20 protein-coding genes are annotated in these 22,746 nt (G+C 63.9%); 18 read left to right on the top strand and 2 right to left on the bottom strand.

Going from position 1 to position 22,746, the window contains the following annotated elements; all coding sequences use genetic code 11:
- Window positions 1-7 precede the first annotated feature (7 nt).
- From BGC09_RS03655 to BGC09_RS03720, 14 genes are all read left to right on the top strand, one after another.
- The gene (locus tag BGC09_RS03655) at window positions 8-892 is read left to right on the top strand and encodes a Pvc16 family protein (protein ID WP_069802205.1); all 885 of its coding nucleotides are present in this window, start codon (window positions 8-10) and stop codon (window positions 890-892) included.
- Between the two features lie 81 nt (window positions 893-973).
- Window positions 974-2,617 carry a phage tail sheath family protein gene (locus BGC09_RS03660; protein WP_069802207.1) on the top strand — a complete coding sequence of 548 codons (1,644 nt, stop codon included), beginning with the start codon at window positions 974-976 and terminating at the stop codon, window positions 2,615-2,617.
- Between the two features lie 70 nt (window positions 2,618-2,687).
- Entirely contained in the window at window positions 2,688-3,128 is a 441-nt protein-coding gene (locus BGC09_RS03665; protein ID WP_052890462.1) for a phage tail protein, read from the top strand.
- 34 nt (window positions 3,129-3,162) lie between these two features.
- Window positions 3,163-3,549 carry a hypothetical protein gene (locus BGC09_RS03670; RefSeq protein ID WP_069802209.1) on the top strand — a complete coding sequence of 129 codons (387 nt, stop codon included), beginning with the start codon at window positions 3,163-3,165 and terminating at the stop codon, window positions 3,547-3,549.
- Window positions 3,527-3,724, top strand: coding sequence for a hypothetical protein (locus BGC09_RS03675; protein WP_069802211.1), 198 nt, complete (start codon window positions 3,527-3,529; stop codon window positions 3,722-3,724). The genes BGC09_RS03670 and BGC09_RS03675 overlap by 23 nt, the downstream gene beginning before the upstream one ends.
- A gap of 7 nt (window positions 3,725-3,731) precedes the next feature.
- On the top strand, window positions 3,732-4,154 hold the full coding sequence (locus BGC09_RS03680; RefSeq protein ID WP_069802213.1) for a phage tail protein: 423 nt from the start codon (window positions 3,732-3,734) through the stop codon (window positions 4,152-4,154).
- Window positions 4,155-4,191: 37 nt separating this feature from the next.
- A complete protein-coding gene (locus BGC09_RS03685; RefSeq protein WP_069802215.1) occupies window positions 4,192-6,027 on the top strand; it encodes an eCIS core domain-containing protein in 1,836 nt (611 codons plus the stop codon).
- Window positions 6,028-6,063: 36 nt separating this feature from the next.
- Entirely contained in the window at window positions 6,064-6,774 is a 711-nt protein-coding gene (locus tag BGC09_RS03690) for a CIS tube protein (RefSeq protein ID WP_069802217.1), read from the top strand.
- Window positions 6,761-8,452 carry a VgrG-related protein gene (locus BGC09_RS03695; RefSeq protein ID WP_069802220.1) on the top strand — a complete coding sequence of 564 codons (1,692 nt, stop codon included), beginning with the start codon at window positions 6,761-6,763 and terminating at the stop codon, window positions 8,450-8,452. The genes BGC09_RS03690 and BGC09_RS03695 overlap by 14 nt, the downstream gene beginning before the upstream one ends.
- Window positions 8,453-8,606: 154 nt before the next feature.
- Complete coding sequence (locus BGC09_RS03700; RefSeq protein ID WP_069802222.1) at window positions 8,607-8,999, top strand: PAAR domain-containing protein; 393 nt, start codon at window positions 8,607-8,609, stop codon at window positions 8,997-8,999.
- 117 nt (window positions 9,000-9,116) lie between these two features.
- Window positions 9,117-9,551 carry a GPW/gp25 family protein gene (locus tag BGC09_RS03705; RefSeq protein WP_069802224.1) on the top strand — a complete coding sequence of 145 codons (435 nt, stop codon included), beginning with the start codon at window positions 9,117-9,119 and terminating at the stop codon, window positions 9,549-9,551.
- Between the two features lie 5 nt (window positions 9,552-9,556).
- A complete protein-coding gene (locus BGC09_RS03710) occupies window positions 9,557-11,557 on the top strand; it encodes a putative baseplate assembly protein (protein WP_069802226.1) in 2,001 nt (666 codons plus the stop codon).
- Between the two features lie 5 nt (window positions 11,558-11,562).
- A complete protein-coding gene (locus BGC09_RS03715; RefSeq protein WP_069802228.1) occupies window positions 11,563-12,552 on the top strand; it encodes an FHA domain-containing protein in 990 nt (329 codons plus the stop codon).
- Window positions 12,549-15,815: an FHA domain-containing serine/threonine-protein kinase gene (locus tag BGC09_RS03720; RefSeq protein WP_084657907.1), complete on the top strand. Its 3,267-nt coding sequence runs from the start codon at window positions 12,549-12,551 to the stop codon at window positions 15,813-15,815. Before BGC09_RS03715 ends, BGC09_RS03720 begins: the two co-directional genes overlap by 4 nt.
- A gap of 72 nt (window positions 15,816-15,887) precedes the next feature.
- On the opposite strand, the gene BGC09_RS03725 is transcribed toward BGC09_RS03720, so the two are convergent.
- Window positions 15,888-17,108 (bottom strand): AfsR/SARP family transcriptional regulator, encoded by a 1,221-nt coding sequence (locus BGC09_RS03725; RefSeq protein ID WP_069802232.1) that lies wholly within the window; start codon window positions 17,106-17,108, stop codon window positions 15,888-15,890.
- Between the two features lie 146 nt (window positions 17,109-17,254).
- The gene (gene lhgD, locus BGC09_RS03730; protein ID WP_069802234.1) at window positions 17,255-18,499 is read right to left on the bottom strand and encodes an L-2-hydroxyglutarate dehydrogenase; all 1,245 of its coding nucleotides are present in this window, start codon (window positions 18,497-18,499) and stop codon (window positions 17,255-17,257) included.
- A 187-nt stretch (window positions 18,500-18,686) separates the two neighbouring features.
- Between lhgD and BGC09_RS03735 the strand changes: the two genes are divergently transcribed.
- The 4 genes from BGC09_RS03735 to BGC09_RS03750 all read left to right on the top strand — a co-directional run bounded on the left by BGC09_RS03735 (window position 18,687) and on the right by BGC09_RS03750 (window position 22,629).
- A complete protein-coding gene (locus tag BGC09_RS03735; RefSeq protein WP_069802236.1) occupies window positions 18,687-20,135 on the top strand; it encodes an NADP-dependent isocitrate dehydrogenase in 1,449 nt (482 codons plus the stop codon).
- Between the two features lie 237 nt (window positions 20,136-20,372).
- Window positions 20,373-20,807 carry an OsmC family protein gene (locus tag BGC09_RS03740; RefSeq protein ID WP_069802237.1) on the top strand — a complete coding sequence of 145 codons (435 nt, stop codon included), beginning with the start codon at window positions 20,373-20,375 and terminating at the stop codon, window positions 20,805-20,807.
- Window positions 20,808-21,306: 499 nt separating this feature from the next.
- Entirely contained in the window at window positions 21,307-22,188 is an 882-nt protein-coding gene (locus tag BGC09_RS03745; protein WP_069802239.1) for an ROK family protein, read from the top strand.
- 243 nt (window positions 22,189-22,431) lie between these two features.
- Window positions 22,432-22,629 carry a hypothetical protein gene (locus tag BGC09_RS03750; protein WP_069802241.1) on the top strand — a complete coding sequence of 66 codons (198 nt, stop codon included), beginning with the start codon at window positions 22,432-22,434 and terminating at the stop codon, window positions 22,627-22,629.
- Window positions 22,630-22,746 lie beyond the last annotated feature (117 nt).

The following is a 22,746-nucleotide window of genomic DNA, read 5'->3' on the forward strand; positions in this document are numbered from 1 at the left end:
AAGGGCCATGTTGCTCACCATGCAGACCATCCTGCGACGCCTGCTCTACGAGCGTGGCCAGATCAACGAGCAAGAGGTGGCGATCATCTTCGAGGCCCCAACCCCAGAGCGCATCGAGCGCCTCTGGCAGCCGACGATCAGCCTCTTCCTCTACGCCATTCAGGAAAACGTCGAGCTCCGCCAGAGCAGCTATCAGACCGTCGCCACCAACGGGCGCGCCGAGCGCCGACCCCTGCCGCGGCGCTTCGACCTGCGCTACATGGTCAGTGCCATCAGCAGCGAGATCGAAGACGAGCAGCAACTGCTCTGGCGCGTACTCACCACGCTCGTGCGCTACCCGCAGATCCCCGAGGAACTGCTGCCCGAGGAACTGCGGGCTGGGGCTGTGCCGCTGGTCACCAGGCTGGCCCAGGAAGACGATGCCGGACCACTCATTGCTCTCTGGAATGGCCTGGGCAGTCCCCCGCGGCCAGCCCTGGCCTATACCGTCACCGTGCCCGTGGAGTTGGCAGCCGTCGGAGAGGCCCCGCTCGTTCTGCAGCGCACTGCCCGCTATCGTCGCCTCTCGCCGGGAGAGGGGCAGGCCCTTGAGAGCGCCATCCAGCTCGGCGGCCTGGTACGCAACCAGCAGGGCGAAGCTCTGGCTGGCGTGCGCGTCGCTCTGGAAGGGCGGGTCCAAGAGAGCATCACTGACGAAAGCGGGCGCTTCATCCTGAGCCAGCTGCCGCCGCGACGAGCCGTTCTACGCCTCACGCCGCCAGAAGGGCCGGCCCGGCGCCTGACCATCGACTACGGAAGCAACGACGTGGCTCCCGCTGCCGACCAGCCGGGCGCGCCCGGTGTGCTCTCCTACGAGATCGTCCTGGAGGCCCTGCCTGTGCTAGAAACCTGACTCAAGACACTGCGCTGTTCTGTGTACAAACAGATCTGATCATCTATTCCTGATAAATCATGCCAAGGAGGACCTGGGACCATGCCCGAATATCTCTCACCCGGCGTCTACATTCAGGAAGTCGACAGCGGGCCACGGCCCATCGAAGGCGTTGGGACCGCCACAGCGGCCTTTGTCGGCTTTGCCCCTGCCGGGCCGGCTAACCGACCGGTGCTCATCACCAACTGGTCGCAGTATGTCGCCACCTTCGGCAGCCTCGAAGAGGGAGGCGTACGCAACCCCCACCTGCCCGGCTCCTACCTCTCGCACGCCGTCTACGGCTACTTCCTCAATGGCGGCGGGCGCTGCTACGTCACGCGCCTGGTCAACAACAGCACCAAGACGGATAAGCCCGCGCCAGTGCTGCTGCCCAGTCGCGCCTCCAAAGCCGTGCCCTCGCTGATCGTCCATCCCAAAAACGTGCCGCAGCAGGACATCCAGATCGAAGTGCTGCCGCCCACCAAAACCCTGCCGCCCCCGCCGGCTCCCGCCTCAGCTGAAGGCGAGCAGCAGAAAGAGGGAGAAGCCGCGTCCCCCGCAACTTCTGCGGTGCCGGGCAATCGCGGCCTCTTCACCCTCAAAGTGCGGATGGGCGAAGAAGAAGAGATCTACGAGAACCTGAGCGTTGGCAGCGGGGGAGGAGCCGGGAGCAAGACCGCCGTTGAGACGGTCAATCAGCTCAGTCAGCTCATCCGTCTGGTCGAACCGAAGACCAGCGGCAGCGCCATAGAGCGGGCCCCCGAGCCAGGCACCTACGTCCTGCGGGCGCCGGCCCAGCTCGCCCTGCCCCAGGTCCAGCCCGACCACTTCGCCGGCAGCGCCGCCGAGCGCAGCGGCTTCGAAGGGCTGGAAGTCGCCGAAGACGTCACGATGGTCTGCTGCCCCGACCTGATGGCCGCCTACCAGGCCGGCCTGATCACTCGTGAGGGCGTCAAAGCCGTGCAACTGGCCATGATTGCCCACTGCGAGCGCATGGGCGACCGCATCGCTGTGCTGGACCCCCTGCCGGACCTCACACCGCAGCAGGTCAAGGTCTGGCGTGAGGCTGAGGCCGCCTACGATTCCAAATTCGCCGCCCTCTACTATCCCTGGATCAAGATCTCTGGCCCCGATGGCCGCCCCCTGGCCGTGCCGCCCTCCGGCCACATCGCCGGCATCTACGCCCGCAGCGACAACGAGCGCGGCGTCCACAAAGCCCCCGCCAATGAGGTCGTCCGCGGCGCCCTGGAGGGCGTTATCCAGGTGACCAAAGGCGAGCAAGATACCCTCAATCCCAGCGGCGTCAACTGTATCCGCTCCTTTACCGGGCGTGGCCTGCGCGTCTGGGGCGCGCGCACCCTCAGCAGTGACCCCGCCTGGCGCTACATCAACGTGCGGCGCCTCTTCAACTATATCGAAAAGTCGATCGAGCGCGGCACCCAATGGGTGGTCTTCGAACCCAACGATGTCGACCTCTGGGCGCGCGTCAAACGCGACATCACGGCCTTCCTCACAGGCGTCTGGCGCGATGGCATGCTCTTTGGCCGTTCGCCCGAAGAAGCCTTCTTTGTCAAGTGTGACGAAGAGCTGAATCCACCCGATGTGCGCGACCGCGGCATGCTCTTCATCGATATCGGCCTGGCCCCCGTCAAACCCGCCGAATTCGTGGTCTTCCGTCTGCGCCAGTGGGCGGGTGGCGGCGCCTGAGCAAGCAATCCGCCCAGCAGCAATCGATCGCATCAGTGTCTCATATTGAAGACCAAAGGAGGAGGAACACATGGCAGAGAAAGATCCGCTAGTCTCATCATGGTTTGGCGTCGAATTTCAAGGTCAGATCGTCGGCGCCTTCCGCGAGTGCACCGGCCTGGGCAGCGAGAACGAGGTTGTCGAATACAAAGCCAGCGGGCCACGCGGCGAGTTCGTCATCAAGAAGGTGCCGGGCCGCCTCAAATGGAACAACATCACCCTTAAGCGCGGCATTACCGACTCGATGGACATGTGGCAGTGGCGCAAGCTCGTCGAGCAGGGCAAGATCGAGGAGGCGCGCAAGAACGGGACCATCACCATGTACAATCAGCAGGGCGAGCCAGTGGCGCGCTGGAACTTCGTCAACGCCTGGCCAAGCAAATTGACCGGCCCCAGTGCCAACGCCAGCAACAACGAGGTGGCCATCGAAGAACTGGAGATCACCCACGAGGGCTACGAGCGCGTGAGCTAAGGCCCCGTGGCACACTCGGGGAGCCAAGTCAACAATGTTACAGACCGAGTTTCCCTTTACCTTGCCCTGCGGCTACGTCGACGCGCGCGGGAACCTCCATCGTCAGGGTACGATGCGCCTGGCCACCGCCCTCGATGAGATCGAGCCGCTGCAGGATGCGCGGGTCCGCGCCAATGAGGCCTACCTGACGATCCTGGTGCTCAGCCGTGTCGTGACGCGCCTGGGCGACCTCTATCCCGTCGATGTGAGTGTGATCGAAGGACTCTTTTCCGCCGATCTCGCCTATCTGCAGCGGCTCTATGTCCAAATCAACGAAGTGGGCACGACGCTGTTCGAGACGCAGTGTCCCCGCTGTGGCCTGCGTTTCGCGCTCAACCTGGCGGAAGGTGGTGAACCTGATGACGGATCTCCCAGCCCCTAATCGAGAGGCGACCGGCGCCAGCACTGCGGGCCTGCCGGTGCGCGAGGACGCCGGCGCCGCGATCAACATCGAGCGACTGGCAGAGAAAGTCTATCACTTGCTGCTTCAGGAGGTACGCCTCTCCCTGGCTCGTGGACAACGGGGGCCAGGGTATCCGCTGAGGCGCGGGAGGTGAAGAGCTGATGGCCACCGAAGCCTATCCGGGTTGCCGCTTCTATGTCCTCTTCGAGGGCCAGGCCCAGGGCGTCTTTACCGAGGTCAGCGGCCTGCAGGTCGAGATGGACATCATGGAGTACCAGGAGGGCGGCAATAACGGCTTTGTCTATCGCCTGCCTGGCTTTACCAAAGTGAGCAATCTGACGCTCAAGCGCGGCCTGACCACTTCCAACGAGTTCTATCGCTGGCTGGCCGATGTGGCCAGCGGGCGTCTCAAGCGTCGCCATATCTCGGTTGTTATGTATGACGTGGCGGGCAACGAACTGATGCGCTGGAATTTTCTGAACGCCTACCCGGTGAAGTGGGTCGGCCCCCAGTTGCGCGCGCCGGACAATACAGCGGCTATCGAGACCCTGGAGCTGGCCCATGAGGGCGTGACCCTCGGCTGAACCAGCGCCCGACTGGCTGAGACGGAGGAGGACTATTGTGCGTCGACACCTGCTGCTGACCGCTCTGCGCCGCCGCCAGCGGCTGCTCGCTCTCAGGCCGGCCTCGCCGCTGCGGCGCTCTCTGGAGCGGCACCGCGCTCTGGCTGCCGCCCTCGGCCTGACAGCCCTGGCCGCTGATGACCGACCTCAGCAGCCTCTGGCAACAGGGCAGCCGCTCTGGTCTCCACGCCTGCTGGCCGCCCGGCAACCCATCGGCGAGGCGCCACCGCTAGCGTCCCCCCTGCCAGAGGAAGGGGAGCAAGCGTCTGTCGCTCCCTGGCCTTGGCCTCCAGAGCAGCTGAATCCGACAGAGACAATACCGGCGCCGGCTGCGGGGGAGAACCAGCCCCGAGCGGCTGCCACTACCGACGAGGAGGAGCTGGCAGCCCCGCCCAGGCCAGACGAGAATCAGCGACAGGAGGCCGGGCCTCTGACCTCGCCGCCGCTGCCGGCGACGCCTCCGGTAGGCCACGCGCGGGTGATCGAGCTGGGTGCAGCCAGTACACCCTATGATACTATTGCCCTGGATGCACCCGAAAGTGACCTCGCCAGGATCAGCCAGAGTCTGCCAGCCTCCCCTGGTTCAACCTCTGACTCTGAGGTGGCGGCAGCGCCGGAACTGCCCAATGAGGCGGCTCAGCTCTTCCGGCCCCGTCTGGACGAGGCTGAACGCTCGCCACAGAGCTGGCTCAGGCGCCTGGTGGAACAGGCCCAACGCGAACAGAGGCAACCAGCACAGAGGCAACCAGCTAAGGGCGCGGAGCCGGACCAGGAACCTGATCGCATGACAGGACCGGCCCGGCCAGCGGGCGCTGCCAGCGCCTTCCAGGCAAACACCCAGGCTCCCGCTCAGCCATCGCTCCTTCCGCTCACTGCCGGTCTCCAGAGGGAGCGGCCTGCAGCAGCTGCTGCGACACAACGCTCCTCGTCGAGTCCAGCAGGAGGACCCAGGAACGCAGAGCCGCCGGCCCTCATCGCCCGCCGCTTCCTCAAGCCGCTCGTGGGCATTGACCTGGCGGAGGTTGCGCTCTATCGCGATGCCCGGGCCGCTCGCGCCACAGCAGCCCACGCTGCGGAGGCGCTCAGCGATGCTGACACAATCGAGCTGGCTCCCCAGGAGGAGCAAACCACGCCAGAGGGCCTCGGCCTGCTGGCTCATGAGCTGACGCACATCATGCGCCGGCGCAGGCCGCGCTTCCTGCCGCCGGTCATCCGCCCGGCGCCCATGTCCGAAGCAGGAGAGCCTGCTGAACCAGCCCCAGCCATCCCACTCGCTGATGAAGAGCAGGTAGCCCTTGCTGTCGAGCGCCGCGTCCGCCAGCAGGCACGGACGGCTTTCGCGGTGACCGCTTCACCGGTGCCGCCAGCGCCCATGACCGCGACGGAGCCGTCCACCCTCAACGCGGGTCGAACACCCGAGGGCGAGGATGCCAACCAGGGCGAGCGTGGCATCTGGGGCAATCTTCCGGCTCCCTGGGAGCCACTACCGGCCTGGCTGACCGCGCCGGCTTCTTCCGGCAGCCCGCCCGCGAGCGAGACGACGTCAGGTGCAAGCCTTTCTTCGGCACCGCTCGCACCGCCGCCCCCGGCGTTCACCCCCAACCAGCCGCTCCCTGTCTCAGCCAACGGGAGCGCTCTCCCGGAGGAGCAAAGTGGCAGCAGCCGCGCCGGCGTCGAGCGCAGCCTGGCCACACCTGTTGGGGACCAGGGTGAAGGGCAGTCAGCCATGCCAGCCGCTCGCCCACCGGAGCCGGATCTCGACGCCCTGGCGCGCCAGGTCTATACCCTGCTCAAGCGCCGCCTGAGCGCCGAGCAGCGCCGCCTGCTCTCATAAAAAAGGAAGCAAGGCGATCAAGGAAGGAGTGCAGCCATGCAAAGTAGCCCGCTGGCCCTGGCCACCATCGTCGACCATGATCACGGCAGCAGCGTCGAATGCATGTTTAATCCCAAGGAATACACCTTTAGCAAGCAGAACTCGTGGACTGCCAAAGAGAGCAAGGGCACCAACATCGCCCGCCTGGAATTTGGCAGCGGCCAGCCCACCACGCTGCAGATGCAGCTCTTCTTTGACACCTATACCAACATCAAAAGCAACGGCGAAGGAGGCGGCTCCAAAGACGTACGCAAAGCCTACACCGAAAAAATCTGGAACATGATGAAAGTTGATCCGGCGCTTGGGCCGCTGGGAGGTCGAGGAGGAGGCGCCAAACATAAGAAAGGGCGGCCTCCGGTCGTCAGCTTCCAATGGGGGGCCGTCTGGAGCTTCAAAGCTGTCATCACCAACATCCGCGAGCGTTTCACCCTCTTCCTGCCCGATGGCACGCCGGTGCGCTCCACCCTGGACGTCACCTTTCAGCAAGTGCAGGACAAAGACGACTACCCGGCGACCAACCCCACGTCGGGCGGTGTCGGGGGAGAGCGCGTCTGGCGCGTCTGCGAAGGCGACACCCTGGCCTGGATCGCCTACAAAGAGTACGGCGACCCCAACCGCTGGCGCCTGATCGCCGAAGCCAACCGCCTGACCCGTGTGCGGCAGCTCACGCCAGGTCTGCTGCTGGAGATCCCCAATGCCACAGAATGAAAACCTGCTCAGCCTGCTCTCCATCAAAATTGGAGGCGCCGATGTGTCGCCGGACTTCATGAGCGACCTGCTGGAGGTCACCATCGAAAATAGCCTCCATCTGCCGGACGTCGCCACCATCGTCCTGCACGACACACGGCTGCACTGGATCGATGACAATAGCCTCCTGCCCGGCCAGAGCGTACAGATCGAAGCGCACAGCGGACGGCAATCGAAGCTACTCTTCGATGGTGAAATTGTCGAGATTGAGCCATCCTTTGACGCCAGCAACCAGCAACTGATCATTCGCGCCTTCGATCGCCTGCACCGTCTGGGGCGCGGAAGCCGGGTGCGCTCCTTTGTCAACGTCAGCGATGAGGACCTGATCAGGAAACTGGCGGCGGAGGCCGGGCTGCAGGCGCAAGTCCGGGTCGGTGGCCAGGTCCATGACTACATCTTGCAGAGTAATGAGAGCAACCTGGAGTTTCTCCAGCGAAGAGCGGCGGCCCTGGGCTGCCTGCTCTACGTCCAGGGGAAGACCCTCCACGTGGAGCCGCTCAAGAACGGCGGGGGCCAGCTTGAACTGGAATGGGGGGTCAACCTGCACGAATTTGCGCCGCGCCTGACCACCCTTGGCCAGTTCAGCAAAGTCACCGTGCGCGGCTGGGACCCTGCGCAGCGGCGAGCCGTCGTCAGCCAGGCGCAGAACGGACGGGGAGCGCCCCAGATTGGGCAAGAGCAAAGCGGGGGCGAGCTGGTTCAGCAGGCATTCCAGCTGACAGCGGAAGCGCTCGTCGCCGCGGGGTCGGTGCGCACCCAGGCCGAGGCGGATCGCCTGGCGCAGGCGGTGGCCGACCGAGCCGCCGGGCGCTTTATCGAAGCCGAAGGAGCCTGCGCTGGCCTGCCCGCCCTGGTGGCAGGGGTCAGCGTGCGCATCAAAGCCGTGGGCACCCGCTTCAGCGGCACCTACTTCGTCACCAGCACCCTGCACAGCTACAGCGCGCGTCATGGCTACCTCACCCGCTTCAGCGTCAGCGGCTACCAGCCCGCAACCGTACTGAACCTGCTGGGCGGCGCTGATCCGCGCCAGGCCCTGCCAACGGCCACGCTCGCTGGACCGCTCTCCACGGGCATGGGCCTGGTCATCGGCATCGTCACCGACAATGACGATCCCGCTGGCTGGGGACGAGTGAAAGTCAAATATCCCTCCCTCTCGGAGGAGCATGCCAGCGGGTGGGCCCGTGTCGTTGTCCCCGGGGGCGGCGCTCAGCGTGGCATCCAGTTCCTGCCCGAGGTCAACGATGAGGTCCTGGTCGGCTTCCTGGAGGGCGACATCCAGCACCCCTACATCCTGGGCGGCCTCTGGAACGGTCAAGACAGGCCGCCGGAGCCGCAGGCCGCCAGCGGGGGCCGCGTCCAGAAGCGCCTCCTCCGCTCGCGTACTGGCCACCTCATCACCCTGGACGATAGCGAAGGGGGTGGTGGCATCACCATCAGCGATAGCGCGGGGAACAGTATCAAGATCGACACCGCCTCCAACAGCCTGCAGATCAGCGTCCAGGGCAACATCAGCCTGAAAGCTCGAGGCTCCCTATCCCTGGAAGCCCAGGGGCAGGTCCAGCTCAAAGGGCAGGGCGTCAACATCGATGGAGGCGCCGGCGTCGTCACCGTCAAAGGTACAACGATTAATCTGAACTGAGCGAGCAGAAGCGAGCGGAAAGGTACTCGTCTGCAGTGCTGCCTGTCCCCGGCAAAAGCATGCCGAAATTGTGAAGCACTGGCGCGTTTTCCTGAAGACAGCGCAAGCGAGGAACAGAGAAGAGAGCAAATAAAAAAGAGGAGGAACGACCAGCATGGGGCAGCCGGCGGCCAAGCAGGGCGACCAGATCACCGCTGTTGACACCCACATTGTCCTCATTCCCTCGCCGGGGGGCGCGGTGCCAACGCCGCTGCCGCATCCTTTCGCTGGGATCATCAACGGCAATCTCAGCCCGAATGTCATGATTATGGGACTGCCAGCGGCTACCCAGGGCAGCACCGCCGACAACATGCCGCCACACATTCCCCAGGGCGGCCCCTTCCAGCGTCCTCCAAGCAACCGTGGGGTCATCATCAACGGCAGCGCCACCGTCCTGATCAATGGCAAGCCAGCGGCACGCAGCGGAGACACCGCCATGACCTGCAACGATCCTGCTGATATGCCAGTGGGGACCGTCGTGGCCACGGGCACCGTGCTCATCGGCTAGGGGGACAGCAGAGGCAGCGCTGGCCGTGACGAGCCGCCGGTACCGGCGGGTGGGGCAGGGCAGAGCAGAGCTGCACCAGGCAGATAGAAGGTCAAAGAAAAGAGAGGAACGAGCACTATGCGCGATTTTCTTGGAACCGGCTGGGCGTTCCCGATTCACATCGATGCCCACGGGCGCATCGCGCTGGCGCGGCAGGAGCGCGATATCGAGGAAGCCATCCGCATTATCCTGCTGACGCCCAAGGGGCAGCGCGTGATGCGGCCTGAATTCGGCTGCCAGATTCACGAGCTGCTGTTTGCGCCCAACAACGCCACCACCTGCGGCCTGGCCGCCTACTATGTAGAAGATGCTCTGGGCATGTGGGAGCCGCGCATCAGCGTCCTCAACGTGGAGGCGCGTCCCGATCCTGCCGAACCGGGGCGCCTGCTTATTGACATCCGCTATGAAATCAAGGCCACCCATGACCGCCGCTCGCTTGTCTTCCCCTTCTACCGCATTCCGGGCGAGGGCGAGAGCGAGCCGGCGGGGACCACTGGCCAGAGGGAGGGCTAACCATCATGCCGCTGCCTGCGCCAAAGCTAGACGATCGCCACTTTCAAGACATCGTTGATCAGGCCAAGCTGCTCATTCCCCACTATTGCCGCGAGTGGACCGACCACAACGTCAGCGACCCGGGCGTGACCCTGATCGAACTCTTCGCCTGGATGACCGACATGCTGCTCTATCGCGTCAACCAGGTACCAGACAAGAACTATATCAAATTTCTGGAACTGATCGGCATTCGGCTGGAGCCGCCGCGAGCGGCGACCGTGCCCATTACCTTTTATCTGTCCGCGGCGCAGCCGACGGAGATCACCATTCCCGCCGATACCGAAGTCGCCACCGTGCGTACCGAGAGCAGCCCGGCCATCATCTTCACCACGGAGCAGCCGCTGACCGTGCGTCCACCGCGGCTCATCGACACCTTCACGCGCAACGCCAGCCAGGGCAGCAACTGGCTACGCCACAACCTGCCGCCCGAGGGAGTGCGCGGGCGCGAGAAGCGTGTTGCCCTTTTTCCGCAGAAGCCGGCCCCGGGCGATGCCTTTCTGCTGGCTTTTGAGAACGACCTGAGCAATCACCTGCTGGCCCTGGTCGTGGACTGCGAGCGCGCCGGTGGGGCGGGCGTCGACCCGACGAAGCCGCCGCTGACCTGGCAGGTCTGGCAAGGGCGGGCCGCGCGCTGGGTGAATTGCGAGCTCGAATACGACGGCACCGGCGGCTTCAACGAAGCCGGTGAGATCATCCTCCATCTGCCGGAGATGGTACGCTCTGAGTTCGCAGGCGTCACCGGCTACTGGCTGCGCTGCCGACTGACCGAGGCGCAAGGAGGACCGGGGTCCTATCAGGTTTCGCCGGTACTACGCCGGCTGCGCGTCGAGGCTCGCGGGGGGACCGTCAATGCGCGCCATGCCATCACTGCCAAAGAGGAAGTGCTAGGTGTCAGCGATGGCACCCCGGGCCAGGTCTTTCAGCTCCAGCATACCCCCATTCTGGCCCTCGATCCACAACAAGAATATCTGGTCAGCGAGCCGCCGGGCGACAAGCCCCAGATCTGGCACGAGGTCGAAGACTTTGCCGAATCCGGTCCTGACGATCGCCATTTCACCCTCGATAAGCTCGACGGCACGCTCACGCTCGGGCCGGCCCTCCTGCAGCCCGACGGCACTGTCTACCGCTTTGGCCGTGTCCCTGAGAAAGGGAGCCTGCTGGTCTTCAAGCGCTATCGCTACGGGGGAGGCGTGGTCGGCAATGTCGCGCGTGGCACCCTGACGGTCCTCAAGACCTCGATCCCCTATGTGGCCCACGTCACCAACCGGACCGCCGCCGTTGGTGGGCGCGATGCCCAGAGCCTGGAGGAGGCCCGGCTGCGAGCGCCCCAGAAGCTGCGCGCACGCACTCGGGCCGTGACTGCCGACGATTACGAGTATCTGGCCTGCCAGGTGCCTGGGGTAGCGCGCGCACGCTGTCTGGCCCCCGGCCCCCAGCCGGGCGGACGTGGTGATCCGCGTCCAGGGCAGGTCTTTGTCATCGTCCTGCCCCAGGTTGATCAACCCGAAGGACCCCTGGTGCCGGAACAGTTGGCGCTCTCCGCCGAGCTGCGCAGCGCCGTTCTCTCCTATCTCCAGCCCCGGCGTCTGCTCGGCACCGCCCTGGAGGTCCATTCACCCCAGTATGTGAGCGTCTCAGTTCAGGCCGAGCTGCGCGTCGCGGAACACAGCGATCCCGCCCTGATCGAGGCGGTCCAGCAAGAGGCCCTGGAGGCCCTGCGGCGCTACCTCAATCCCTATCTCGGGGGACCACGCGGCAACGGCTGGCCCTTCGGGCGCGCGCTCAACCGTTCCGAGCTATACGGACTTTTGCAGCGTATTGAGCATGTTGAGTATGTGGAGAATCTGGTCATCAGCGTTAGCGAAGCGGGAGCGGCGGAGAAGCCCCTGCCGGCGAATCAGCAGACGGTCCAGATTCCCCGTCACGGTCTCATCTGTTCCGGGCAACATCAGATAAAGGTGCGCTGAGAGAGATGGCCACGCCACAGCTTGTTGTCCGCCTGCAGGGCGACATCATCAAGACGGTGCCCCTGACGACACCGGTGCTGCGCATTGGGCGGGGGCCGGAGAGCGATCTGATGCTTGATCATCAGATCATCTCGCGCCACCACGCTGAGCTGCGCCTGACACCCCAGGGCTGCCTTCTGACAGACCTGGGCAGCTCGAACGGGACCCTGGTGGGTCAGCAGCGCCTGCTGCCGCATCAGCCCTACTTGCTGCGCGATGGGGCGAGCTTTCAGATTGGTCCCTATCTGCTCACCTATGAGGCGGAGGCGGGGACGGCCCCACGCCTGCCGACACCGGCGCAGGAGCAGCCTCCGAAGACCACGGCGGAGCCGTTGGCAGTCGGGTCGGCTGAAGCAGAAAAGAGAGCAGCAGAGGCGCGGCCTCCAACGCCAGTCGTGCCGCCGCGTGCGACAGTGCGTCCCGCCGCTGCGCAGGCAGCGCGGCCTGTCACTCCCCTGAGCACGCCGCCCGGGCCGAGTATCGGTGGCCTCTATCTGCGCTATCTCCCCGACATCTACCAGGAGAGCGATTTTCTGCAGCGTTTCCTCCACATCTTTGAAGACATCTGGGAGCCATTGGAGCAGCGCCAGGATCATATTGAGATGTACTTTGATGCGCGCACCTGCCCGACGCGCTTCCTGCCCTGGCTGGCGAGCTGGCTGGACATTCCGCTCAATCCCCACTGGCCGGAGGCGCGTCAGCGGCGTCTGCTGGCTGAAGCCTGGGAACTGTATAGTTGGCGCGGTACCCTCTATGGACTCAAACGCATGATTGAAGTCTGCACTGGACTACAGCCTGAGATCTTTGAGAAGCCGGAAGAGCCATTTATCTTTCATGTACGTGTCAGGCTGGCCCCGGGGGTGGGCGGTGAGCTAGTTGATCGTGCCTTCCTGGAAGAGCTGATTCAGTTACACAAGCCAGCGCATGCCGGGTACATACTGGAGGTCATCCCATGATGAACGAAGAGTACATAGGCCGGACCGTCGGGCAGTATCGGATCGAGGCGGTGCTGGGGGCGGGAGGAATGGGCCAGGTTTTTCGCGGCGTGCATCAGCTGCTTGATCGCCCGGCGGCCATCAAGGTCATGCTGCCCAGCTTTGCGGCGCGCTCAGACTTTCGTGCTCGCTTTCTGCAGGAGGCCAAAGCGGCGGCGGCCCTGCACCATCCCAACATTGTCGAGATCTACGACTACGGCGATGATCATGGCCTGCTCTATATGGTCATGGAATACATGGGCGACGGGGCGCTCAGTGGCCTGCTCAAGCGGCAGGGTGAGAAGCGTTTACCGCTGCCGCAAGTGCTCATGCTGGGCATCCAGATTGCGCAGGGGTTAGCGGCGGCCCATGCCCTTCAGGTGGTGCACCGCGACATCAAGCCGGCCAATCTCCTGCTGCGGCATCTTGCTGGCTCTGGGTCGGGGCGTGAGCATTATCTCGTCAAGATCAGCGATTTCGGGCTGGCGCGTCTGGTAGAAGGAGGGGTTGAGACAGTCACCGGCACACCGATGGGGACGCTGGCCTACATGTCGCCCGAGCAATGTCTTGGCGCCAAGACTATTGATGGGCGCAGCGATCTCTATGCCCTCGGGGTTGTCCTGTACGAGATGCTCACTGGCTCCCTGCCTTTTCAGATCAGCGGCGTAGCCGACGCCATCTACAAGCACGTCAACGCCACGCCGCCGCGTCTGCGCGAGCTGCGGCCTGAACTACCCTCCATCCTCGAAGAGATTGTCATGTGCTGTCTGGCCAAGAAGCCCGAGGAGCGCTTTGCCACGGGGCAAGCGCTGGCGAATGCCCTGCAGAACGTGCTGGGGGGGAGCGGAGAGGGGGCTTCGGCCTTAGCGGCAACCTCGGGGCCTGGGCCGCAGCAAGCGAGTCTGCAGACGCGCACCACCCTGGATGCGCCGGCCTCGCCGTCAGCGCTCCCGGCGCCGCCCACCGTATCCACCATGCCGGGCTATAGCGACGTGCCTCGGGTGCGCGTCATCGATGAGAGCGGGCGGACGCTGCAGGTCGTTGAAGTCAGGCCGGCGGGCATCATCGTAGGCCGGCAGGAAGGAAGCGACATCGTTCTGCTCTCGAAGCAGGTCTCGCGCCAGCACCTGCGCATCACCTGGGACGGCAAAGAGGTGCGGGTTCTGGATCTGGGATCGAGCAACGGCACCCTACTAGAGGGGGTGCGTCTCATGCCGCAGGTCAGCCAGGTCTGGCAGGAGCGGCAGATGGTCCGCCTTGGCCCCTTCTGGCTGCGTCTGGAAGGTGCCAGTCCCCCAGCGACCTTCATCCGTTCAGGAGCAGGGCCGGCTCCCCTCCCTGGTGCCAGCCGGCCTGCGGGCATGGGGAGTAGCACCTATGGCAACTATGCCACACCCACCATTGCGAACACAGCGAGCAGCCAGGGGCCGGCCTCGCTGGTCTCGGAGCGTATTGGCCTGGTGGCCTCGCCCAAGACCCTGACGCTGGTGCCGGGTCAGACGGCCACCGTCCAGCTTACCCTGACCAACATGGGAAGCACCGTTGACTGGTTCACGCCGACGGTCGACGGCGTTCCTGCCGAGTGGCTGCATGGCGCCGGGCAAGAGGTGCAGCTCAATCCCGGCATGCAAGAGACAGTCACCCTGACCGTCAATGTCGCGCGTCGTCCCTCGCATCGCGCCGGGCAATACCATGTCTTAATTCGGGCCCGCTCGCGTGAGGTGCCCCAGGAATACAGTCAGACAAGCTGCATTTGGACTGTGCAGCCCTTCAGCGAGGAGATGCTACGGCTGGAGCCACGGCGCGCCAGTGGCCGGGGCCGGGCCTCCTACACCCTGGCGGTGACCAATGCTGGCAACGCGCCAGCCCGCTATCAGCTGGAGGGAGAAGATGACGAGCAGCGACTGCGCTACCTTTTCCGGGTGAACCCGCTGGAGCTAGATACCGGACGGGAAGCGCGAGTCGGGCTGAGCGTGCAGGAACGGCGGCGCCTGATAGGACGGGAGGAGCGCATTCCCTTCCAGGTGCATCTGAAAGCGCTTGGGGAGCAGCGTAGCCAGAGTGCCGCTGGCGAGTTTGTCAACAAAGCGCTGCTGCCACCCTGGGTCATCCCGGCCCTGCTGGCGGTGGTCCTGATCGCTGGGGGGGCGCTGGCCCTGGCTCGGGGACTGGTGCCGCTGCCAGGCAAGCCGGGGACGGCGGTCTCTACTCCCGCCCCCAATGTGGCGGCCACCCTGACGGCCCTGGTACAGACGGGAGCCAGCACGGCCACAGTGGCGGCGGTCAGTAGCCAGGCGACGGCGGCGGCCCAGGCCAATGCCACCGCGGCGGCGCAGAATAGCAGCCAGGCGACGGCGATGGCCCAGGCCAATGCCACCGCGACGGCCCAGGCCAATGCCACGGCCACTGCTCTGGCCAATCCCCCGCCACCGCAGGCGCAGACGGTCACAACAGTGGTCACGGGCCTCGCCGCTCCCATCGGCGCCCAATACGTCAACTCCGGTGATCGACTCTTCTTCGTCGAGTATGGAGGCAAGGTTTCGCTGCTGACCAATGCCTCGGGGAGCAGTCCAGCCTACTCGGTGCTGGGCACTGGCTACGGCCTGCTTGAAGATGTGGCTGTGGCGTCTGATGGCCATACGCTCTACCTGACCGAGCGCGGGGGCAATCTCTACCGTGTCAATCTCGCGGTCGGGGCCAATCGCAGTCAAGCTACCGTCGTGGCCTCCGGCTTGGCGGCGCCGCATCAAATCGCTCTTGATGGCAATGTAGCCTATGTGGCGCTCTACAACGACAGCGGGCCGCTGGGCAGTGTAGTCAAAGTTGATCTGAACAGTGGAACAGTGACAACGGTGCTCTCCGATTTGCAGCATCCCATCGGAGTCCTGCTAGCTTCCGATCATCATACGCTCTATGTAACCGAGCAGCAGCCGGACGGCAGCGGTACCCTGAGCCGGTTCGATCTGGCGACCGGTACGCGCACGCAGCTGGCCCGTAGTCAGGGGGCCCCTCTCTTCTTCCTGCACTGGGCCAATAGCCTGCAAACGGCCATCCTGGTGCCCGAGCGCTCTCCTACCAATGAGGTCTGGTACGTCAGTCTGGTGGATCATCCCGAGGTGCTTCATCCGGTGGCGCATGTGGGAGCGGCGCCTTCCGATGTCGTAACGGCGGGGCAGCAGCCAGGCAACTTTTTCCCGATGTTCGTCTGTGCTGCTGCCAGCAATGCTATCCAGCGCTTGAGCTAAACGGGGGAAGGAGCGAGTGGACAGGCGGGGGCCGGCCTGTCTGATGGTTGCTATGATGACGTCTGCTTGCTGCTATGGCAGGGGGGAAGGGGTTGCGGCTCCCAGCAATTGCTCAAAGAGACGCCGTGTCTCGGGCAGTGGTTCGAGGCCCAGCTCTTCCCGCAGAGTCTGGCAGCATTGCTGGTAGCAGCGGAGCATCTCGTTGCGTCTGCCGCTGAGGCTATGAGCGCGCATTATCTTGCGGTAGGCCTCTTCATCGTAATGGTCCAGTTTCAGCAGGAGGCTGGCCCAGGTCAGGGCGGTCTCAGCTTCGCCGCGCTGCAGGGCGTACTCGGCCAGCCAGGTACTCATTTGGCGGTGAGCCCGGGCCAGCTCCTCGCGTGTTAGAAACGACCATTCGGCATAGAGGTCCTCTGTCAGGAAGGGGCCACTGTACAGTTTGCAGGCCTGTTCATAGCAGCGAGCGGTGACATCGCTATCGTTGGCCTGGCGGCCCGTGGCGAAGAGGCGCCGGAACTCTGCGACATCGGTGATGAAGCTGGCGGCAGGATTCAGCAAGTACGTCTGCTCTTTATACAGGATATAGCCGCCGCCTGACTGGACCTGCTCGCCGTTGAGGGAGGCGCGCAGGGCGCTGACAGCGATTTGCAGCTTATGACGACTGGTCTCGCGTTCTTCATCTGGCCAGAGATCGGCCATCAGCATATCAATGCTGGCTTGTTGCTGAGGTTGAGCCAGGAGATAGCGCAAGATGGCCTGTCCCTTGCTGTTGCGACAGAGCTGGATCAGTGCCCCTTGGGTGTGCAGACGTCGGACGGTGAAGCGCCCGAAGCAGGTGATGTAGAGCGGCGGGAGGGTAGTGGTCGAGCCAGCCTCAGTGGACGGCAGATAGCGGGGATGCGTTTGCAGGGAGATAATGGCTGGCCCGGGCGGAGAAGCTCCTTTGGCGTTGGCGCTGGTGCTGACGCCGGGCTGGGGATCAGCGGTGAGAGGTGAGGTGCGGACTGGGTGAAGGCGCTCTGGTCCTCCTCCCGCATCGCTGAGATAATGAAGCCTGCCTTTCATGGCGGCCAGCTCTCCCTGCCAGGCAGCCTGTGCCTCGACAAGCTGCAGGTTGACCGCGCGCAGGAGTTGTTCGACGCGGAGAAGCTGGCTTTCTATCTCCTGGAGCGCTGCCAGCATACGCTCACAAGCTGCTACTTGCAGGTCCGCAGGCGCTTGATCAGTAGCGGTCTGAAGCTGGATCTGTTCGCTGAAAGCCGAGGCCGGCTCTGAGGAATTGAGCGTGATCATCACGATCCTCCTGCATCTCTTCGGTACTCGATGTCTATACAGGAGAACGCGGGCCAGCGTGTCTTTTCAGGGATCAATGCAGGCTCAGGCTCAATCGGGAGCCTTTGCTGATGAGGGAGGCTGCGGGTGGCGTGAAAGAGCGCGAGCTAGAGGGCAAACTGAGCCTGGGCCTCGTCGACGATCATCTGGGCGATCACCAGCGAAGAGGTGGCTGCCGGCGATGGTGCATTCTGCACATGCAGCACGCGCTGCCCGCGGCGGATCACGAAGTCATCAACCAGGCTGCCATCGGGAGCCAGGGCCTGGGCCCGCACACCGCTCGGACCCGGCAGCAGGTCCCGCTCTTCGAGGGCCGGCACATAGCGCTGGACCTGGCGCACATAGGCGCGCTTCACGTAGTCACGATAGAGTTCGGCCAGGCCCATGCGCCAGTAGCGCCGCGCCAGACGCCAGAAGCCGGCGTAGCTGAGGGTCTCCCACAGCTCCCGCGGGTGAAGCTGCCAGCGATCATAGCCCTCGCGTGCCAGGGCCAGTACGGCATTGGGTCCGACCCAGACCTCGCCGTTGGGTCGCAGCGTCAGGTGGACCCCCAGGAAAGGAAAGCGCGGGTCGGGGACGGGATAGATGAGGCCGCGCACCAGCGGGCGCTTTTCGGGGCGCAGCACATAGTAGTCACCGCGGAAGGGCACGATGCGCAGACCGCCGTCGTCGCCGGTCAGGTGCGCCAGGCGATCGGAGTAGAGGCCGGCGCAGGTGATCACGGCGCGCGCCCTCAGCTCTTCCTCCCGGCTGCTGCTCTGACCCGAGGCTGCCGGTGCCTGGGTGCGGATCTGGACCACCACTTCATCGGCGCGCGGCAAGAGACCTACCACCTGGCAGCTCAGGCGCAGCTCCGCGCCGTGCGCGCTGATCTCCGCGGCCAGGGTGGTGGCCACGCGCGTAAAATCGACGATCCCTGTATTAGGAGAATAGATAGCCTTTAGTCCCGCTGCTGCTGGCTCGATCTCGTGCAGGCGCTCGGGGCCGATTAGCTCCAGACCCTGGACCCCATTGCGCTGGCCGCGCTCATAGAGGGCCTGCAGGCGTGGCAGCTCTTCCTCCGTCAGTGCCACGATTACCTTGCCGCAGAGCTGGAACGGAATGCCATGCTCGCGGCAGAAGGCCAGCATGGCCCGATGGCCGGCCACGCAGGCGCGGGCCTTCAACGAGCCGGGGGTATAGTAGATACCGGTGTGCAGCACGCCGCTATTGTGCCCCGACTGGTGGGCGGCGATGCGTGGCTCTTTCTCCAGCAGGAGCAGGCGCAGGCCAGGACGGCGTCGCACATACTCGCGCGCCGTTGCCAGCCCCACCAGGCCGGCGCCAACAATGATCAGATCATAGGGCTGCATTTGTTTAAAGATAACCAGCGACGCCTGCCGCTTTATTCCCAGCCGCAGGAGCGAGTCGGGGGAGAGGCTGGTCCTGTTGAGCTAGTCGTGTGCTATACTTAAGTGGCAATCTCCACTGAGAACCCACTGGTTCGTTAGCCAGAGAACGCAAGTCACCACTAGAGACGCAACAGAGGTACAAAGATCCATGTCACAGAATACGCCCATTACCGTTGCGTATGGGGATGGCATTGGCCCGGAGATCATGGCGGCCACCCTGGAAGTGATCAAGGCCGCTGGGGCGCGGATCGACATTGAAGAGATCGAAGTAGGAGAGAAGGTCTACTTGCGCGGTGTGCCCTCGGGTATTGAGCCGAGCGCCTGGGAGTCCCTGCGCCGTACCAAGGTCTTTCTCAAAGCGCCCATTACCACGCCACAAGGAGGGGGCTACAAGAGTCTGAACGTCACCATTCGCACGATGTTCGGCCTCTACGCCAATGTGCGTCCCTGTGTTGCCTACTATCCTTTCGTGGATACCAAGTATCCGGGGATGGACGTCGTCATCATCCGTGAGAACGAAGAGGACCTTTACACCGGCATCGAGTACCGGCAGACGCACGACATGGTGCAGAGCCTCAAGCTCATTAGCCGTCCGGGCAGCGAGAAGATCATTCGCTACGCCTTCGAGTATGCGCGGGCCTACAACCGCAAGAAAGTCACCTGCTTCGTCAAAGACAACATCATGAAGCAGACGGACGGTCTCTTCCACAAGATTTTTGAGAAGGTGGCCGCCGAGTATCCGGACATCCAGAACGAGACCTGGATTGTTGACATTGGCTCGGCCAAGCTGGCGGATACACCGGAAGCTTTTGATGTCGTGGTGCTGCCCAATCTGTACGGTGATATTCTCTCGGATGTGGCGGCCCAGATAGCTGGTTCGGTGGGCATGGCTGGCTCGGCCAACATCGGTGACCAGTGTGCCATGTTTGAGGCCATTCATGGCTCGGCGCCGCGGCGCGCTGGTCAGAACGTGGCCAATCCCTCGGGTCTGCTGCTGGGGGCGGTGCTGATGCTCGTGCATATCGGGCAGCCGGAGGTGGCGACGCGGGTGCACAACGCCTGGTTGCGCACGCTAGAGGATGGTATCCATACCTACGACATCTACAGCGAGGGAGTCAGCAAGCAGAAGGTTGGAACGAAGGAGTTTGCGCAGGCCATCATTGAGCGTCTGGGTCAGATGCCGCAGACGCTCAAGGCGGTGAACTACACGGCGGCGCCGAAGCTGGCCAACATTCAGCACCTCAGTCAGGAGCCGCTGGAGAAGAAGGATCTGGTGGGGGTGGATGTCTTTCTGGAGTGGCGCGGCGGTGGCCCTGATCAGTTGGGCGACGCCATCAAGCGGCTGGAGGGCGATGGGCTGCAGTTGACGATGATTACGAATCGGGGAGCGAAGGTCTGGCCCAATGGGCTGCCCGAGACCTTCTGTACCGATCATTGGCGCTGTCGTTTCCTGGCCGACGATGGGCAGGCCCTACGTCCGCAGCAGGTCATTGCTCTGCTGCATCGTCTGGCCGAGGCTGGTTTCGACTTCATTCAGACCGAGCACCTCTATACCTTTGATGGGCGCCCGGCTTTCTCGACCGCTTCAGGCGAATAGCGGCTGGCCGGTGGCCGCTGGGCTGAGCCAGTGAGCGAGCGAGCGAGCGGGCTGGCAGCTGGTCAGGACTGTGCACACGGGGAGCAGGGGCAGAGGAGTCCTGGAATGAGACTCAGGTCACTTCTGGGGTCCTGCTTCCCGTGTGCTATTATCTTGAGAGAGGCTCTCTTGCCTGTTTACGGCTGAGTCTCAGGAGATGAGAAACGATCTCGATATCTGCGTAAGGAGGATCTTGCTATGCCAGTTCGCACCGCTGAGGCGGAATGGAAAGGTGACCTGCAAAGTGGCCAGGGTCAGCTGAAGCTGGGCACAGGGGCCTTTGAGGGCCAGTATTCGTTTAAGACGCGCATGGGTGACGATACGTCGGGGACCAATCCCGAGGAGCTGATCGCGGCGGCGCATGCGGCCTGCTTCTCGATGGCTCTCTCGGCGGGTCTGGCGCGCGCTGGCTTTACGCCGACGAGCGTCAAGACGAACGCGCGGGTGCACTTCAATCCCACAGCTCAGGGCTATGTTATTGGTCCGATCGAGCTGGAGACCACGGCGGTGGTGCCTGGGATCGATGAGGCGAAGTTTCAGGAGCTGGCCAATGAGGCCAAGCAGAATTGTCCGGTCTCAAGGGCGCTGGCCGCCACGGAGATCCGCCTGCAGGCCAGGCTGGTCCAGCAGTAAGGCTTGGTGGAGTCCGGCTTTTTGCCTACTTCCTACTGTTCTTGTCTGTTCCCTCGCTGAGTGAGGGCAGCGGTCTGTCGGGGGCAGCGTGGTCAAACCGCCTGCTTGTCGGCAGCCGCTGCAAACGCTCGCTGTGTGCTTCTTTCTCTTGTGGGTATCTCTCTCCTGGTTCTGTTCCCCCTGCTGGCTGGCTCTATTCTGGTGCTTGCCTGTCGATCTGCTGGAGCCAGGGGTGAAGAAGTCTCCTCTGTGGTTGGAGTCGTGGGCTGAGGTTGCTGCGTTATAGAAGTGGTAGGGAGGTAGTGGGAGTTCGTTGGACGGTGAGAAGGTTGCCTGTAGGGTTCCTGCTGATTAGCGGGATGATGCGGTAAGATTACAATGAATCACAAAGAGTGTGGTGGAGGGAGGGGTGGTCGGACGGGGACGGAAGGCGCAGCGCAGTGGCTGGCGTCTGCTCTGCTCCGGCGGGCGGCAGCCAGGCAAGGACAGGGGGTGAAGCATGTATCTCGGTCTTGAGGTGAGTGAACAGGCTCTACGTGGGGCCTACTTTCAACAGAAGGAGGTCGTGCTGACGCCGCCGGTAGCGGTGCCGGCCAGCTATGAAGAGCTGCTAGAGGTGCTGGTGCAGCAGGTACAGGAGGCTTCGCGCGTTGGCGAGGCCATTCGGCGCGTGGGGGTGAGTATTCCTGGCAACTGTACTGAGCGGCGAGTGGTCTGGGTGCCCTCGCTGCCTTATCTGAACGGGCGCGATCTGGCTGATGATCTGCGGGCGCGGTTGGGGATCACGGTGATGCTGGCCAGCGATGCGCAGCTGGCCTTGCTGGGCGAGATTTGGCGTGGGACGGCGCGCGATCGGCAAAGTGCTGCCCTGGTGAGTGTGGGAACGGGGATCAATGGGGCGCTGATGCTTGGAGGGCGCATTGTGCACGGGGCCCACGGGAGCGCCGGGGCGTTGGGCTGGCTGGCCCTGGATCGGCAGCAGGCGCCTGATGCTGAGCATGGCTATCTGGATCGCTATGCCTCGGCTTCGATGCTGGCCTCGCAGGGACGTTTGCTTGATCCGCCGCTGTCGCTGGAGGAGATCATTACGCGGGCGCGCGAGGGGCAGGCGACGTGTGTGAAGCTGGTCAATGAGTGTGCGGCAGTGCTGGGTATAGCGGTGGCGGGCCTGGCGAGCGTCTTTGATCCCGAGGTCCTGATCTTTGGGGGGACGCTGACGGGGGCCTTCGATCTTTTTGCCCCGGTTTTGCGCGAAGGGCTGCAGCGCTATGGGTCCCCGAGTGTGCGGCAGACGCCGCTGGTGGCCTCACAGCTTGGAGCCGATGCGCCTCTCTATGGGGCCTTGCGGGCGGCGATGCTCTTGCAGTCGGTGTGGGCCTGATGAACCAGAGCAAGGCACTGCAGCGGGTGCTTTGCTTTGCCGGCCAGGGGCGGCTAGGACCTCTTGCCTTTCGGCGGCGCTCGTGCTATAGAGAGAAGTGCGATCGATGCTCGGTGGCTGACTGGTCGCCTGTGCGCTGTCTGAGGATCTGGGCCTGCTAGCACTGTGGGCGGACGGCCCGGCTGTGAGCTGCGCAAGTCAGCGACGGGACGAAAGGAAGCATCTCGGAAAGGGGTGTCTGATATGGTCTATCCCAGTGTGGGACTCTATCGCACGTTGGGGGTTCTCGGCCTGGTGGTGACGCTGTTGGTGGTCTGGCTGGGCTGGCAGTTCGAGGTGGCTATTCGTAATGCGCTGCTGATTGTGAGTCTCTTTTCCCTGGTCATTGCTTGTATGTACTTCCATCTGGGAAATGAGGAGGCGCATGGCGCTTTCTTATAGTTTAATGAGGGAGGAAGATGGGAAGGCGGGAAGGAAGCAGACCAGAGGCGGACCGGTGTTGCAGCGTGAGCACTGCGGCGCCGGTCCGCTTGCTTTTGGGGAGGGAGAGCTGTTAAG

It is taken from the genome of Thermogemmatispora onikobensis (assembly GCF_001748285.1).
GTDB classification, from domain to species: domain Bacteria; phylum Chloroflexota; class Ktedonobacteria; order Ktedonobacterales; family Ktedonobacteraceae; genus Thermogemmatispora; species Thermogemmatispora onikobensis.

Excerpts from the sequence above, each read along its gene's own strand:
- BGC09_RS03690 (WP_069802217.1), top strand. The coding sequence starts at position 6,064 with ATGCAAAGTAGCCCGCTGGCCCTGGCCACCATCGTCGACCATGATCAC.
- BGC09_RS03665 (WP_052890462.1), top strand. The coding sequence starts at position 2,688 with ATGGCAGAGAAAGATCCGCTAGTCTCATCATGGTTTGGCGTCGAATTT.
- BGC09_RS03715 (WP_069802228.1), top strand. The coding sequence starts at position 11,563 with ATGGCCACGCCACAGCTTGTTGTCCGCCTGCAGGGCGACATCATCAAG.
- BGC09_RS03660 (WP_069802207.1), top strand. The coding sequence starts at position 974 with ATGCCCGAATATCTCTCACCCGGCGTCTACATTCAGGAAGTCGACAGC.
- BGC09_RS03720 (WP_084657907.1), top strand. The coding sequence starts at position 12,549 with ATGATGAACGAAGAGTACATAGGCCGGACCGTCGGGCAGTATCGGATC.
- BGC09_RS03675 (WP_069802211.1), top strand. The coding sequence starts at position 3,527 with ATGACGGATCTCCCAGCCCCTAATCGAGAGGCGACCGGCGCCAGCACT.
- BGC09_RS03745 (WP_069802239.1), top strand. The coding sequence starts at position 21,307 with ATGTATCTCGGTCTTGAGGTGAGTGAACAGGCTCTACGTGGGGCCTAC.
- BGC09_RS03695 (WP_069802220.1), top strand. The coding sequence starts at position 6,761 with ATGCCACAGAATGAAAACCTGCTCAGCCTGCTCTCCATCAAAATTGGA.
- BGC09_RS03705 (WP_069802224.1), top strand. The coding sequence starts at position 9,117 with ATGCGCGATTTTCTTGGAACCGGCTGGGCGTTCCCGATTCACATCGAT.
- BGC09_RS03740 (WP_069802237.1), top strand. The coding sequence starts at position 20,373 with ATGCCAGTTCGCACCGCTGAGGCGGAATGGAAAGGTGACCTGCAAAGT.
- BGC09_RS03725 (WP_069802232.1), bottom strand. The coding sequence starts at position 17,108 with ATGATCACGCTCAATTCCTCAGAGCCGGCCTCGGCTTTCAGCGAACAG.
- BGC09_RS03670 (WP_069802209.1), top strand. The coding sequence starts at position 3,163 with ATGTTACAGACCGAGTTTCCCTTTACCTTGCCCTGCGGCTACGTCGAC.
- BGC09_RS03700 (WP_069802222.1), top strand. The coding sequence starts at position 8,607 with ATGGGGCAGCCGGCGGCCAAGCAGGGCGACCAGATCACCGCTGTTGAC.
- BGC09_RS03680 (WP_069802213.1), top strand. The coding sequence starts at position 3,732 with ATGGCCACCGAAGCCTATCCGGGTTGCCGCTTCTATGTCCTCTTCGAG.
- BGC09_RS03750 (WP_069802241.1), top strand. The coding sequence starts at position 22,432 with ATGGTCTATCCCAGTGTGGGACTCTATCGCACGTTGGGGGTTCTCGGC.
- BGC09_RS03735 (WP_069802236.1), top strand. The coding sequence starts at position 18,687 with ATGTCACAGAATACGCCCATTACCGTTGCGTATGGGGATGGCATTGGC.
- BGC09_RS03655 (WP_069802205.1), top strand. The coding sequence starts at position 8 with ATGTTGCTCACCATGCAGACCATCCTGCGACGCCTGCTCTACGAGCGT.
- BGC09_RS03710 (WP_069802226.1), top strand. The coding sequence starts at position 9,557 with ATGCCGCTGCCTGCGCCAAAGCTAGACGATCGCCACTTTCAAGACATC.
- lhgD (WP_069802234.1), bottom strand. The coding sequence starts at position 18,499 with ATGCAGCCCTATGATCTGATCATTGTTGGCGCCGGCCTGGTGGGGCTG.